The organism is Microcoleus sp. MON1_C1, from assembly GCF_036701945.1.
In the GTDB taxonomy this organism is placed as follows: Bacteria; Cyanobacteriota; Cyanobacteriia; order Cyanobacteriales; family Microcoleaceae; genus Microcoleus.
This window is the reverse complement of record NZ_JAUBRO010000016.1, coordinates 21,269-36,626: the sequence shown is the minus strand read 5'-3', so window position 1 is coordinate 36,626 and position 15,358 is coordinate 21,269. Positions and strand designations below refer to the sequence as shown.

10 protein-coding genes are annotated in these 15,358 nt (G+C 47.6%); 3 read left to right on the top strand and 7 right to left on the bottom strand.

Going from position 1 to position 15,358, the window contains the following annotated elements; all coding sequences use genetic code 11:
• Positions 1–17: 17 nt before the first annotated feature.
• The 3 genes from QUA62_RS11315 to QUA62_RS11305 all read right to left on the bottom strand — a co-directional run bounded on the left by QUA62_RS11315 (position 18) and on the right by QUA62_RS11305 (position 5,532).
• Complete coding sequence (locus QUA62_RS11315; RefSeq protein ID WP_333404017.1) at positions 18–3,260, bottom strand: PAS domain-containing protein; 3,243 nt, start codon at positions 3,258–3,260, stop codon at positions 18–20.
• Positions 3,261–3,889: 629 nt separating this feature from the next.
• On the bottom strand, positions 3,890–5,020 hold the full coding sequence (locus QUA62_RS11310; protein ID WP_333404015.1) for an aldo/keto reductase: 1,131 nt from the start codon (positions 5,018–5,020) through the stop codon (positions 3,890–3,892).
• A gap of 5 nt (positions 5,021–5,025) precedes the next feature.
• Positions 5,026–5,532, bottom strand: coding sequence for a bifunctional nuclease family protein (locus tag QUA62_RS11305; RefSeq protein WP_006635481.1), 507 nt, complete (start codon positions 5,530–5,532; stop codon positions 5,026–5,028).
• Positions 5,533–5,760: 228 nt separating this feature from the next.
• On the opposite strand from QUA62_RS11305, the gene ribE reads away from it, so the two are divergent.
• Positions 5,761–6,474: a riboflavin synthase gene (gene ribE / locus QUA62_RS11300; protein ID WP_333404013.1), complete on the top strand. Its 714-nt coding sequence runs from the start codon at positions 5,761–5,763 to the stop codon at positions 6,472–6,474.
• Between the two features lie 266 nt (positions 6,475–6,740).
• Here ribE and QUA62_RS11295 read toward each other — a convergent pair whose 3' ends face one another.
• The 3 genes from QUA62_RS11295 to QUA62_RS11285 form a co-directional block, all read right to left on the bottom strand.
• Positions 6,741–7,628 (bottom strand): glycosyltransferase, encoded by an 888-nt coding sequence (locus tag QUA62_RS11295; protein WP_333404011.1) that lies wholly within the window; start codon positions 7,626–7,628, stop codon positions 6,741–6,743.
• Positions 7,629–7,643: 15 nt separating this feature from the next.
• Complete coding sequence (locus QUA62_RS11290) at positions 7,644–10,016, bottom strand: hypothetical protein (RefSeq protein WP_333404009.1); 2,373 nt, start codon at positions 10,014–10,016, stop codon at positions 7,644–7,646.
• Between the two features lie 74 nt (positions 10,017–10,090).
• Positions 10,091–11,938 carry a peptidoglycan DD-metalloendopeptidase family protein gene (locus QUA62_RS11285; RefSeq protein WP_333404007.1) on the bottom strand — a complete coding sequence of 616 codons (1,848 nt, stop codon included), beginning with the start codon at positions 11,936–11,938 and terminating at the stop codon, positions 10,091–10,093.
• Positions 11,939–12,369: 431 nt separating this feature from the next.
• Between QUA62_RS11285 and pgeF the strand changes: the two genes are divergently transcribed.
• Complete coding sequence (gene pgeF / locus QUA62_RS11280) at positions 12,370–13,248, top strand: peptidoglycan editing factor PgeF (protein ID WP_333404005.1); 879 nt, start codon at positions 12,370–12,372, stop codon at positions 13,246–13,248.
• Positions 13,249–13,491: 243 nt separating this feature from the next.
• Positions 13,492–14,103: a CPP1-like family protein gene (locus tag QUA62_RS11275; protein ID WP_190663744.1), complete on the top strand. Its 612-nt coding sequence runs from the start codon at positions 13,492–13,494 to the stop codon at positions 14,101–14,103.
• A 146-nt stretch (positions 14,104–14,249) separates the two neighbouring features.
• Here the strand turns inward: QUA62_RS11275 and QUA62_RS11270 are convergent, their stop codons facing one another.
• Positions 14,250–14,936, bottom strand: a complete 687-nt coding sequence (locus tag QUA62_RS11270; protein WP_333404003.1) for an HAD family hydrolase — start codon at positions 14,934–14,936, stop codon at positions 14,250–14,252.
• Positions 14,937–15,358 lie beyond the last annotated feature (422 nt).

Here is a 15,358-nt window from a genome sequence, read left to right as displayed (position 1 = left end):
CCCCCACTACAGTCATGTTAAAATTCCGAGCGCTTAAACAATGAAGCAGGCAGATAAGCAGTAAAAGTAGAACCGCGATCTAACTCGCTACTTACTTCAATATCGCCGCCCATCATCTGACAAAAACGCTGGCTGATAGTCAGGCCCAAACCCGTACCGCCGTACTTGCGAGTAGTTGAATTGTCAGCTTGAGTAAAAGGTTGGAACAGTCGCTCTTGCTGTTCTTGTGTCATGCCGATGCCCGTGTCCGTCACTTGAAAAATTAAAAAGTCTGCATCCAAAATTAACATTTGAGCAACTCTCGGTTGATATTTATTTTTTAATTCTTCACTGGTAATTCTTTCAACACCAAGCACGATCGTCCCATTAGCACAAAACTTAGCAGCATTGCTGAGCAAATTCAGCATTACCTGCCGCACTTTCATCAAATCGCCGTGCATCGCGCCGATATTGTCAGAGATCAATACTTCCAAAGTATTGCCGTTTTTATCCATTAGCGGTTTGATAGTTGTTACCACCTCCTCGATTAAGCCTCCAACATCGAAGCTTTCGAGGTAAATCTCCATCTTGTCAGCTTCAATTTTGGAAATGTCGAGAATGTCGTCAATTAGGTGCAGCAAGTGTTTGCCAGCAGTGCGAATTTTGTCTAAATCCGAGACTACCTCTAAGTTGCCTAACTCTTCGGCATCTTCCACCAGCATATCGCTGTAGCCGATAATCGCGTTGAGGGGAGTGCGTAACTCGTGGCTCATGTTTGCCAGAAAAGCACTCTTGGCGCGGTTGGCGAGTTCTGCTGCTTCTTTGGCCAACTGCCACGCTTCCTCCGCATCTTTGCGTTCGGTGATATCCCGGAGTGTCGCCACTACGGCTTCGACGCTGCCGTCTGTCGCACAAACCGGACTGAGAATGTACTCGTAGTCGCGGGTTCCCCAGTTTGCCGTGGGGACAATTACTTCGCCTTTCTTGGGCTCGGCTGTCACAAATATGGCGTGGCATTCTTGGTGAACCCGCTGCATAATTGTTGGCGACCAGCCTAATTCCTGCCAGGTTTTGCCAATCATTTCTCTGGGGTTCAGGCCGGCCGCTTGAGCGGCGGTGCGGCTGACATAGGTGTATTTTCCCGATCGATCTACCAGAAAAATTAGGTCAAGAGAAGCCCCTAGAATGCCGTCAACTGTTCTGGCGTGTCGGGCTACCTGAGCGGTCATTTGTCTGACTGTGATGGCGCCGCGGGCTCTGGCGGCGAGTTCAAACCGCAAGAGTTCGTTGGCTTGTTTGAGGAATAGGGTGCGCTGTTCGACTTCTATTTCTAGTTCTGCTTTGGCTTTTTCTAGGGTGAGTTCGGCAAGTTTGCGATCGCTCACATCTGTAGAAATTGTACCGACTGCATAAGCTTTACCTTCAGAGTTGCAGAGGGGAAATTTCAGAGAAATATAAGTGTGCGGGCCGTCGTCTTGAGGGATGATTTCTTCGATGGTTAGGGGCGAGGAGGATTCAAGAACTTTCAGGTCATTTTCTCGCAAAACTGCTGCTTTGTCTTGGGGAAAAATATCGCGGTCGGTTTTCCCTGTTATTTGCTCTTTTGCGATGTCGAACAAATTGTCAAAATGGCGGTTTGTGAGCAGGTATTTTCCGTCAACATCTTTGATGTAAATTACTGCTGTTGAGTTGTCTAAAATCGCTTGCAGCAGTGCTTCGCTCTTTCGCAGGGCTTTTTGAGTATTTTGGCGATCGAGTATTTCTGGCTGCAATTCCAAGTTGAGGCGATTTAAGTCTTGCCAAGCTTCCTGGACTAGATTTAAGGCGATCGCGCTTTTTTCTAGTTGTCTATTTACCTGCCGTGAGTGGTTTGAGACGGAGTTTTCTGGCAATTCTAGGGGTTGGAAAGCGAGCGGGATGTGGGGATTTGCGATCGGGCGTTGCCGAAGCGGTCGAAGAGGATCACCCGCAATTTTTTTATATCGAAAATCGACGGCTAATTGACCATCTAAACTCGATTTTTTGAATAAATCGGGGAATTCGCCGAAATTTAAATTGTCATAAATTAGATCCAACTTCCGGGGTCGCTGCTGCGGTTCGGCGGTGGAGTTAGATGCCCCATTCCCGTCTGCTGTGGATAAATCTGAGTTTGTGGGTTTGGCAATCCGGCGGGTGACTGCAACTCCCAAGGCGAAGGGAACAACGGCAGCCGCAGACAGTGCCAGCAGTAGCCCGTTGTTGCCCCACCAAGTTTCGATCGAGGTTTTGGGGATGAATCGCACTAAAATTGCTGCGGGTTTTCCCGCTAAATTGCCAAGGGATTTGGCAGCTACTGCATAAGTTTGACTGCCTGTTTGTACGTGTCCGGCGACTGGTTTGCCGCCGGCGGCGAGTGCAGATTTCAGCAGCGATTTCTCTGCCAGCAAGTCTGGTAACTGTTGGTTTTTTGTAAATGTTTGCGAACTTGCCAAAACAAATTTGCCGTCAGCCAGCGGTGCGTATATAGCCTGATATCCCCCGCCCTGTAAATTGAGAATTTTGCTGCTAGCAACTACTGACGTTTGGCTGATTATTTTTCCTAATACTAAGGCAGCAATCACTGTCTGAGTTTTTGGATCTTTTATGGGAATTCCTGCGTAGCGGAGGAGAACAGGGCGATCGCCCTTTCCGGGCGGCAAAGATCCCAATTGTTCCTGAACTTCTGATTTTGCAAGGATTTCGGTAGCCGTAATTGGCTGTTTTGCAGCGAATACTCGATCGACTATTTTTTGCCGGTTAAAACTTTTTCCCTTCTGGTTGGAGTTGACGCTAACCACAATCGGCCTGTTTTTCCCCACTAAAGCCGCGCTGTCTATTTCCCCTGTTTTGACTTGATTTTCCAAAATTTGCTTGACTGATTTTCGCAAATCTGATGTTGTTTGTTTACCGCTGTTGTAAGCTAAGGCTGTTTGGGCGATCGTTTTGCTGTCAGAAGAGTTTTGCAAACGGTCGGCGGCGCGATCGAGTTGGAGATTGTAGTTAATTTCACTAAGGCTCAGTTCGGATTTAGCTTGATTTTGCAGTTGATTGCTTCCAACTGCCGATGTTAGCCAAAGTGCTGCTGCCGTTAGTCCGACGGGCAAGATTGTTTGTAAAGTCAGCAGTCCGATTAGCTGTTTTCTGGTAACAGATAAGTTGTAGGTACACGGCTTGAAAGCTGCTTTCAATCTTCTTTCGGAAGTCGCCACTTTAGTTTGCTGCAGACAATTTGGCTGGCTGTCGTTTAACTGAGTATGAGCCATAGTAGTAAATACGGGATCGGTTTTAGATGACAGGCCATCAATTAATCGGGAAGGGAATCAATGTGAGATTTGAGATTTGAGATTTTAGACTTCGGCGTGAGCGCTCAGTCGAACGATTTTATATTTTATATCGAGTTCGCTTAATCACTCATCATAAAATTGTTAGCTCTCGCCGGGGGCAATAAAGCAAGAAAATGACTGGGATATTTTTAAATAAATCAATTTCTCGGTGTTCAATCAGATTGTCTTATTTAGTTGTTTTTCCATATACTGTCGGCTCCTATTTAAAGTTTGTTGCGAGCAGACAGGGGACATGGGTGTCAACTTCAGACTAAAACCATTTGTATCTCTCGTTTATAGCCGAGTCTCGCTCCCCGTAAATCCCCCTTAAGAAGGGGGACTTTGACGCTCTTGTCCCTGGGGGGTTAGGGGGGATCAGGAAGACTATGAACTCAAACAGTAGATTGGTACAACATAAGACGTTAAGTGGACACCAATGCCTGCAGACAGTCCGCAAGCTAAGTAGTTTTTCGATCGACTCTAGAGTAAATTCACTTAAACCAAAGTTTAACGTAATTATTGCAACACTTAGATACGCTCGATCGCCTTTTCCCTGCATCACCTTTTTTTCAATCCCACAACCGCCTGCCTGCTTTGCCGCCCAGTCGCTGGTGAGTATCTTTGAGCAAAGTTGGGATGTCTAACTCTTCGGGACACCGCGGCAAACATTCGCCACAATCGGTGCAGCGGTTGCCTTTGCTGCCGGGAAACCAGTGTCCGGCATTTTCAAACATGGCGTAGCGGTATTTGCCAAAGTCAGTCATGTCGCACCCGACGGCGAGATTGCGAAGTCGCAATACTTCGGGAATGTTGATGTTTTCCGGGCAAGGCAAACAGGCATAGCACTGGCTGCATTTGTCGGTTTTCAAAGTGGCTGCAATAACCGATTCTAGCCGATCGAACGCAGCGAGTTCGGCGTGGGTGAGGGGAAAGTCGCGATCGGCATATTTCAGAGGTTGCTCTAATTCTGTCGCATTTGCAGCCCCCACACTCAGAGTCCCAATCCTAGTATCGCTGAGTAAAAATCGATAGTTCAACTCTAAAGGCGAGAAAGGCGAGCACAATTGTGCGAGAGTTTCCGGAGGCGTGTAGAGTTGCCCTCCTTTATCGGCTGGGGAAATGATGAAAACGCCCATATCTTTGTGCTTGGCGAGTTCAATTGCCGGGGCGTTGCGCTGAAAAAAATAGTAATAATGCAGATTGACAAATTCAAACAAATCTGTATTTATTGCAGCCAAAATCAGATCCAGAGGCCCGTGAGTCGAAAAGCCGACGTGCCGAATGCGACCCTCAGCCAGGGCTTTGCGTACAGCTTCCATGCAGCCTGTGGGCGATCGCACCCAAGCCAAATGTTCCCAAGTATTCAAACCGTGAATTGCCAGACAATCGATATAGTCTAAATTCAGGCGTTTGAGGGATGCGTCGATGCAGCGTTCCATGGCTGCTGCATCCTCCGTTGGGGAAATTTTTGTAGTGACGTGGAGGCGCGATCGATCGACAGACAAACCAGCCGAAAGGGCCGCGCCAAGATATTCCTCGCTGCAACCGTAACCAGCCGCAGTTTCCAGGTGATTGATTCCCTGAGACACCGCCTGTTGTACAGTCTGACAGGCAGTTTCCTCAGAAGCCAAATAGCGCATGGTTCCCAAGGAAAATACCGACAGGTGCAACTCCGTTTTGCCAAACCGTCGATAGCGCATAAAGGTTAGGAAGTTTCGCCCGGGCTGAAGCCGCTTCTCTTAATCAAATCCTCTGGACGGAGGTTTGAGATAAATTCCCGGAAGGCCCGGCGTTCGGCCTCATCAGCATCTCGATCGACCGGTATCGAAGCATCGGCGACGACTTCTTCCATCACCCAGATGGGGCAGTTCGTTCGCAGGGCTAGGGCGATCGCGTCGCTAGGTCGGGCATCGATCTCTTTTTTAACTTCTCCCTGACGGACGATCAGCACGGCATAAAACGTGTTATCTTGCAGCGAGTGAATAACTATGCGCTCCAAGGTAAGACTCCATGCCTCTAAGAAATTGACCATCAGATCGTGAGTTAAGGGCCGAGGAGGTTTGTGCCCTTCGATCGCGCTAATAATAGCCTTTGCTTGCTCCTGACCGATATAAATAGGCAAAGCCCGTCGCTCAGTAGCGTCTCTCAATAAGACAATAGGACTGCGCGTGGCTGCATCTAAGGCAATTCCAGCGACTTTCATTTCAATCATTCGATCGGCCTCATAGAATTAAGAAACTGTAAGGCAGTAGAGAACTTGGACATAAAGATCACCTAAATCCAGTATGACTTGATCTTCGCCTGAATCTGCAACAGATCTGGGACTGTCGATTTTAGATTTTAGATTGACTCCAGGGGACAGGGGGACGGCAAAACCTCCTGTCTCTGGTTTGTCCCTATGGTTTGATGTAAATAAGCGATCGACTACGGAAAAATACTTATGTTTACAGGACTAATTCAATCTCTCGGAAAGCTGAAGTCGCTAGGCAACGATTATTTCCAAATTTCCTGCACATCAAACAACTCCTACCCAATTTTACAAGATTTAGCCATTGGGGACAGCGTAGCCGTGGATGGAGTCTGTTTAACGGTAGTGGAAGTTCTGCCGCAAGGTTTTGTCGCCGTCGCTTCCCCAGAAACCCTCCGCCGCACAACCCTGGGATCATTCCCCGATGCTTTGGTGAACCTAGAAACCTCCCTGCGCGCCGGTAGCAAATTGGGGGGACATTTTGTGACGGGGCACGTAGATGCGATCGGCACTTTAGCAACATCAACCCAAACCGCCAACGCTTGGGAGATGCGGTTTACTGCCACACCAGCAGCAAATTCGGGATGGCAACGTCAAATCGCACCTTACATCGTTTCCAAGGGCAGTATCGCCGTCAACGGCATCAGCTTAACCGTGGCAGATTGCGATGCTGACGGCAATTGGTTTGAAGTTGCTGTCATTCCCCACAGTTTTGGTGAGACAAACCTCAGCTATTTGCAACCAGGAAGTTTAGTAAACTTAGAAGCAGATATTCTGGGCAAATATGTCGCCAAATTTCTCCGCAGCGGCTCAAAATCCCCTCCAGAACCGTGGGAAGAAACCCCCACAATCAACAGTTTGGGAACAATTACACCAGAATTCTTAGCAGAACACGGATTTATCTAATCTGTGGGTACGCACCGCGCACCTTGCTAATATCTGATATCTTACACCCTCCTCAATCAGCCTTTTACGTGCGGGTTATCCTGCCAACCCCACAAGAAAACTCACTCTTTGTGGAACAGGCAGGTGAGCCTGTTTTTGATTTGTATAAGGCCTCAGCAGCGAATTAATTATATCAATAATTGACGGCTCAAAGCTGACGCACCTACTAACTCTTAATTCTCTCTCTGCGCTCTCTGCGCTCTCTGCGGTTCATTAATAAAAATCTATTACTCAACAAAATTGTTTTTCTCCCAAAACAATCCCGCAGCAATTCCCGCCTGAGAAACTAAAAACAATGCAGCAATTAATAGCTTTTGAAAGCCCGGTGCGTGGAAAAATGGATAAGTTAGCAAATTCAGATAAAATGACGGATGTTGTAGTTTCCCATTAGCCCCGCGTTTCGAGATAATTTGCTGAAACAAAAAAGCACCTCTACCATAATTGAATTGCTGTTTCCAAAATTTGCGAAGAGTTAGTGCGTGGGAGTGATAGACTATAACTTCGGGAGCGTAAATTGCGGCATTGCCCGAATGCAACCACCGATCGCAAAATTCCCGGTCTTCTCCAGCCGCTAGAGAAAAAGTCGTGTCAAAGCCGCCGATTTTTTGGAAAGCCTCAGCGGGAAGGGCAAAATTGTTAGAAGTGAAAAATTGCGCGCGATCGCCAATAGCATTATAGTAACTGTAAAGGTAATCGATCAGTTGCTGGCTGGCAGTAGAATAGATGTTATCCGGCAGCGCGTTTACAGTTCGACCTCCGATTAAGCAATCTGGTGTTTCCCCAAATCGCTTTTCCAGATTTTGCAGCCAATCTACCCCCACAGTACAGTCATCGTCTGTAAACACTAAAAATTTGCCTTCTGCCGCAAAAGATCCAGTATTTCGCGCCGTTGCAGGGCCGGAGTTGGGTTGTGTCAGAAGTGTGATATTTAGCTGATTTTGAAAAGGCGAAATTGTATTTTCTACAGAAATTTCGGTGCTATCGTTGACCACGATAACTTGAAATTTATCGCGGGGATATTCAATTTCAACAAAAGACTGAAGACACGCCGCTAATTTATCGGGTCGATTGTAGGTCGGAACAATAATTGAAAATAGAGTTTTAGCTTGGTTCATGGTAACTAATAACTTTTAATTTTTCAAGCGATATAGCACCGACTCAGTATTAAAATCTTTACCGAAAACTGGTTGCAGCGGGCCCTGGGCACTTGTCAGCCAAGATAGAGCTTTCCTAGTAGCTGCGTCTGTCCCAGTCAGGGGTCCGAATCCCACAGTCCTAATTTTATTTTGCCGCAGGTTGTCAATCCATGCCGAAAGTCGATCGGCTCTAAACGGCACATATAAAACTTTTCTGTCCAAATTTCTCCCGTAAAACAGGTAGCTGCGCGAACTTAAAAAGAAGCCTATTCTTTCATCTGGTACTGTATTTTTATCAATATATTCGTAAATACCACGATACAGCTCTGTGCGTGCAAAATCTCGCTTTTCCCTCCAATGACCAATTAGTATCAATCCTATACAGACACCAATTATCACTATGTAAATCGATTTTTTGCGGGTGGGAAATAGATGATTCAGCCATCCCAAGCCAGGATTCATTTTCCACAATATCGCAGCCAGCGTCACTGACACAAGATAAAATATCGGATCGGGTAATATATCTTGCCAAATGGGGCGTAATATTTTTACGATACTATTAATAACTTCTACTGGATTAGACTTGAAATTGTCAATCAACAAACTCCCCCAAACCATACTATCTCCGCTGAAAGAAGCATTTTTAATATAATCAAAAATTGTATTGCTAGTAATTCCGAAAAAACCACTAACCAAAACCACGGCCAGAACAACTTGATTTTGAGTTCTCAAGAGAGTTGCTGTAGCTGCTGCGGCGATGGCAAGTACGCTTAAAAAGGGAAATCCGTATCTGAGGTTAAAACCGAGTAGAGGGCTGAGTTGACCGATCGACTCTCCGACAGTACCGGAGGTGTAAGGTGTAATTAAATACAGAATTCCTGTACTGGCGAGAAGTACAATTAAAATAATATTATTTTGATTAATTTTTCTGGTTTTACTCTGGATAAAAGCCAGAGGCGCTGCCAATACCTGAAGCGCGATCGCCAGAAAGGGCAGTTGCAATCTAATGATAATTTGTAAGCCGACAGTTTGCCAGTGGGAAATATTGCTGGGATTAAATTGAGCTGCTAAAGTGCTTTGCCAAATCTTTAGAAGTGGCGAAGCGGGCGGCTGCTGTACCGGAGGTAGTGGTGCAGGTATGGGAGACGGTAAGGGAACAGGCTCTAAGGGAATTTTAATATCGCCGACTTCGCTGACGGGATAATTGATGTGCAGCAAGTTTCTCGCATACCAAAAACCTCCTAAAAGCAAGCAACAAGCTATGCCGCACAGTAACACTGGTTTGAGAAAGTGGCGAATTCTAAAATTAGCTGGTGTAGATTTTTTATTAACCGCGAATCTTTTAATTTCTAATATTGCTAATCCTCCTAAAAGTGAGGCTGAATAGACTATTCCCGTGATTTTTATTCCGGCTAGCATTCCTGTGGCTGCCAAAAATAGGGAAAGTTCGGATTGCGATCTGCTGCTATGGTAGGATAAACCAAAATATAAACCGACTGTAAATATTGCAGCTAGCGGTAAGTCTGGGTGAATGGTGTTAACTTGGTTGAGCATCATCGGTACTGTCAATACTAAAGATGCTGCTGCCATACCGTGAATTCGCCTTGCTCCAAATTTTACGCTTAAGATATAGACTGCAATTCCCTCCAGTACCCACGCAATTAGCAGGGGAAAAGCTGCTAGAAAATCTTCTCCGAAGGGAAGCACACACAAAGCAGATAAAACGTGCCAATTGTAAGGATATACTCGGGCTTGTTCTTGTTCAAAAATCCAATTTCCCGCAGCATCTAATAATGTAAATGAATTGGTTTGATACCATCGGGCGATCGCAGGTAGGTGAAACCACAATGAATCATAATTGGTTGTGGGTTTGGTTGCGAGAGTTTTTAACAGCAAAAATCCTGCAACAGCGGTGGCAACAATAATTAGGAATTCTGAGGGGCCTAAAGGTTGCTTGAGTTGGGGAATCGGCCACTGCGAGAAGGTAAAAGTTTTCTGGTTTTTTGTATAAATCAGGATGAAGCCGATCGCACCAATCAAAATTTCTGCTATAATCACCGCAGCAATATTTAGGCGATCGGCGCTTCCTAAAATCAAGCCGATACAAACTTGTGTAATACTCCATCCCGTCAAGACTACGAGGAGAAAATGGGGAAATGAATACTTATTGTTTTCTTTCTGATTCTCGAAGGCAAGAGACAAGCTTAAGGGAATCGGGCCGACTATAATAATCAGAAATAAAATTAATTCCCACAAATGCTGCGCTATTAGCATAAGCTGCAAGTTACCATTTTTTATCAGTTTTTCCTCGTTGCCCAAAAGAGCGTGGTAACGACGAAAAACAACGAGTTCGCGTGCTGGTTGCACAAAACATTAATTTTCTTGTGGGGTGCGCTTTTCGACCGTTCCACAAGAAAATTAATCTAAGCAATCCCTAATTTTTACCTGTTAGCTTGCTTCTGAATTTTGGGTTTGACTGCTTCGGGATCTTTGGGCTTAGAAATGTCAGCTTTTAAGAGTTCCGGGAATGGCGGCTGGATGTTGTGAACTTCGATGTCCATTCCCAGCGGCAGAGGTGGAAGCTGCGGCAGATCGTTTTCCAAATCCTTGAGTCCGCTAGCGGTTTGTATTTCCACCATTTTCGGCATTTGCGGTACTTTGGCGGTTTCCAAACTGCCGATCATTTTTGCCAGAGCGAATTCTAGCTGAGATCCCGGGTCGATCGCCACCCAACCCTGGTCAGTCATTTGCCGAACCTCGAAGTGAAGGTGAGGCCCTGTAGACATTCCCGTACTCCCGACGCGGCCGATCGTCTCTCCCTGTTTCACCCACTCTCCCGGTTTCACAAACAGTTCCGAAAGGTGGGCGTAGAGAGTTTCCTGAGACTTTTTGTTGTGGTTGAGAACCACTGTCAAACCGTAGCCACCCAACCAATCGGCGATCGCCACTTGACCCGCATAGGCTGCCAGTACGGGCGTTCCCATCGGGGCCCCCAAGTCCGTTCCGGTGTGAAACCTGCCGTAGCCCATAACCGGATGAGTCCGCCAACCAAACGGCGAAGTAATTGCCGAAGCAATAGATAGCGGAAACAGCAAGCTGGTGTTGCCATTTCCGGGCAGGCCTGCGGGACGCGGCGTGAGATTGTAGTAAGCAAAACCGGTATTGCTGCCGCTGCTGACACTAATGGCACCGACTTGAACCGGCCCGAGTCCCATGCTGGGCGCTGGAGCGCCGCCACCGTAAGATGCAGATCCGGCATAATATCCTGCGTCTGCCGAGTATCCGGCGTCTGGCGAGTATCCTGCGTCTGCCGAGTAGCCGATGTTTGCCGAGTATCCAGTGTTTGCCGAGTATCCAGTGTCTGCCGAGTATCCAGTGTTTGCCGAGTATCCAGTGTTTGCCGAGTAGCCGATGTTTGCTGGGTAGCGCGGGGGTGCGTAGGCTGGTTCCGGCGGATTTGAACCCCCCCAAACCTGGCTGCCTATTTGTTGAACGGCTTGACCGATTTTACTGACAGGATTTTCGCTACTATTTCCGGCTACAGTTTCCCCAACATTGTCTGGAATGCTTTCTGGCAGATTTCGAGGAGGAGGGGCTGCAATATAGCCGTCGTCTGCGATCGGAGGTTCTGGGCTGTAGTTGGGTTCTCCGGCATCGGCCGTCACCGGCTCGGAAACAGGAGGAGGCGCGCACAAATCGCCACCTCCTTCGCAGCCGGTCGATCGTTCTGCAAACTCTATACTTGTTGGCGCTTCGTACTCTTGGTACTCGCTGGTAGCGCCAATGCTGTAGTCTGTTTGGTCGATTTCAGCGTGGGCTGGGTTAACTGGCGCTTCAAAAGGCGGCTCCTGGGCCGTCGCTTCTGGCAAAGGAATCAGCGCGGGTTCTGGCAGATAATATTGGGTGGGAGGTGGTTCGCTGGCGTACTCCGGCTCGGACGGCGGTGCGGCATCGAAAGGCTCGGACGGCGGAACTTCTGCCTGCGGTTCAGGTTCAGGGTATGGTTCTGGCTCCACTTGGCTGTATTCGGGTTCCGGGGGCGGGAGAGGAGCTTCAAATAATGGCTGGAGGTCTGCTGCGCCGGGGACGGCTTGTTCTGCTGGCGGAGTTTCGGCTTGGGCCCAAACTAGGCCTTTGCTGAGCAGTCCCAGACTGGCAAGGCAACCCAGTCCCACCAGCAGTGAGCGATCGGACAAAAGGCGCGATCGAGTCCGGGTGCCTGTAGGGTTCTTTTTTTGCTGTTTGGTGTTCAAAGGGGCTGTTATTTGCTTGTCTGGAACTGGTTTCACGATTTTTTTTCCCAACTCAACAGGGGGCACAAGGATCTCGAAGTCAGGATCGAATGTATGGCAATCCTTGTCTTTATATACAGACCTAACTGATTTTACCGGGCTTGAGGCAATTTTTTTTGCACATAGAACAAGCTCGAATACCTTGCACATTCAGTCGCGATCGATATCCGGTTTTTTTGATCCCGATGGCACTTGCCTAGAAGTGTCTGACGGCCACACTGATGATAGCGCTTTGGCGTTCCTCTATGTTAATTAGTTGCCTATATTTCTCGGGTTATGCAAAATTTCGGCGCAGTCGGTTGTCCTAAAACCGCCTGCTTCATCGCGATTTTTTCCTTAAAGCTGGCGCTGCCTTTAAACTTCGCGGACAAAATTGTTGATTGTTTAGAATACAAGCTAAATGATTCGCTTGGGGATGGATAGGTTTCATGACTGTAGCTGGCGATCGCTTGACAAATTTTCCTGACTCTGAGTGCGCCGGAGAGCCTGAGGGTATCAGTTGGGACTGGCAGAGTTCTGAAGGCTTGCCGTATCTGACTTGCAGCTTGCTTTCTCGCTGGTCTCACGGCTTTTTTACTCGCGAGTTCTCGCCCCGGGGGCCGATCGAGCTGACGGAAGTTCTCGAACCGGGAGCTAAGGTTTACCGACTCCAACAGGTACACGGCAATGCGGTACTCAAAACGAGTGAGTTGTCCCCGGTTGTGGCTCCGGGCCCGGAAACCGCTGCCCCAAGCTATGCTGAGGCTGATGGCTTGGTAGCCGAGCGAGAATTGGAGGCGCTGTGGGTTTGCTCGGCTGACTGTGTGCCGGTGCTGATTGCTGACGAGCGCACGGGACTCGTTGCGGCAGTTCACGCGGGTTGGCGCGGGACTGCTGCTAAGATATTACCAGAGGCGATCGCTCAACTTGTGGCACAAGGCAGTCAACTAGAAAATCTGAAGATTGCTATGGGGCCGGCGATCGCTGGAGAGGTTTACCAGGTATCTGTGGAGGTAGCAGCGGAACTGGGAGCCACCATTGCTCCTAAGAGTGGCGTTAGTGCGACAGCCGACGGCATTCTAGAGTTTTTGCACCAACTGCCGGAAACGCCTGTCTTAGCCGATCCAGAACCGGGAAAAGTACGCTTGGATGTTCGCCTCTGCAATGCTCTGCAATTGCAGCAGTTGGGAATCGATGTTTCTCAAGTGGCGATCGCTCCTTTCTGTACTTATTCTGACTCGGCTCACTTTTTTTCGTACCGCCGCGATCGACTTAAAAAAGTCCAGTGGTCGGGAATTGTGAGTGCCTGCGGGACAAGTCCCTTCTGAGGGCATTTGGCAGAAGGTAAAATTTTAGACGGCCAAGATAAAAATAAAAATCTTTGGATTCATTATTTTTTATTTACGAATGCCAAATGCCTTCTAGTTTCTATTTTCGTAAGGTTTGCTGGTTCCTGTTTTAAAGCACCAAAAACTAGCAGCAAAACTTTTGGGAAAGCGGCAGAGCCCCCGCCCCGCTTTCCTCTCTTGTATAGATTACTCTATAACGAGAGTCTTCAGCGGGTTATTACCATGAGTGAGCCAACTCCCTATCAACTGCTTGAAGTCGATGAAGATGCTTCCTTTGATGAAGTGCAAGAGGCCCGCACGCGCCTAGCTGAGCAGTACAGCGGTGACAAGAAACGTTTGGAATTGCTCGAAGCCGCTTACGATGCGATCCTCATGGATCGCCTGCGGCAGCGACAGGAAGGTAAAATTAAAGTACCCGAACGCATCCGCTTTCCCGAGCGGCTGACTCCGCCACCCCCAAGCTTTACTCCCTCTCCTCCTAGTGGCAGCCCAGCTTGGTTGCAGCGGCTAATCGATACTCCTAGTCGATCGGACATTTTGTGGCCGGCTGGGGTGTATGTGGGGTTAGGCGGACTGAGTATTTATCCGGCAGCTAATGATGGTTTACTACAGTTGACTCTGGCTCTTGGGGTCGGCTCTTGTCTTTATTTTGTTAATCGCAAGGAACAAAAATTTGGTCGGGCTGTGCTGCTGACTGTGGCTGGCTTGGTTATAGGCTTGTTGCTGGGAGGCTTTTTGGGTTCTTTGGTCAGTCCGGCATTTATAACAACAGAGAAATTTATCGCTTTGTTTACGTTTTTAATTCTGTGGCTGGTCAGCGGTTTTCTGCGATAGTCAGCAGTCATTAGTCAGCAGTTATTAGTCAACAGTTATTAGTCAGCAGCCAACCACTAATAACTGTGGAATTAAGACCTCCGACAAGTAACATCGGCTAACAATTAATAACTAATGACTAATGACTAATAACTAATGACTAATGACTAATTTTTGCGACCTAAAACAATCTCAACTGCTTCGCTCAAATTGTTGGCAATTAAATCCGGTTGGTGCATTTCTAGTTGGGTGCGATCGCGAATTCCGCACAAAACACCAATTACCTTGACACCGTGCGTTTTTGCTGCTATAATGTCCGCCTCCGTATCGCCAACCATCCAAGTGTCAGAAGCCGGCGGCAGTTCGGCGAGAGCTCTTGCCATCAACAGCGGCTTATCTTTGACATCCCCGGTTTTAACGTAATCGTTGGGGAGGCAATAGCGGCGGTTTTCTGGGAAAAATTGCCCTAAATTGCAGCGGTTGAAGGCTTCATCTAGTTCCCTAACGCGGCGCATGGTCATCACCGCTAAGTCTACTCCAGCGCGCTGCACCTTTTCGAGGGTTTCCACGGCGCTGGCTACTGGTTGATCGTAAACCATGTAGGGTAGGGTGTGGACGGTTTGACGGCGTTTCTGAGCAAAATCGCGGGCTTGATCTGCATCTAATCCTGAGAGGATGGCAATTTCGGTTTCGGGAACCCGCGCGCGCTTCATGTCCCAAAACTCGGCTTTGGGGAGTTCGCGCACTGGTTGGTCCGAACGCTTAGTCTCGGCGAGACAATACTGGTAAACTCGGTAGTAGCGATCGGACACGTCCATGATCGGGCCGTCAAAGTCGGTAATAAGTCTCAGCATTTAGCAGAGTGTTTTTAAGTTTTTATACAAATTCTTCGATACTATATCACTTAAAGGTAACACTTTCTTTACAAAAATTGACACAAATACCCAGGGGAGGTAAGGTCTATAGGAATGGTGCTAATTAATAAAGCAAACATTTGAATTAAACTGTGCTGTCCCTCAACTTTAGCGGTTGTAAGCCATATCGGGGAATTTAAAATTAAAATGTGCCGCACAAATAGTGTAAACCGCTACATATTCTTCATAAATCTCAACCTCAACAGAGGATGATTTTGACTGCGCTTTCTCACAAAAAGTGGGTCAAATTAATATTTGGCCCCATTTTTAAAATAAGCAAAAAACTGCTTGGAGAATCCAAAGTGTACTGTTTGCATAAATTTGCCACCGGTAACAGGTGATGACCTCTGCCAGTATAAAAA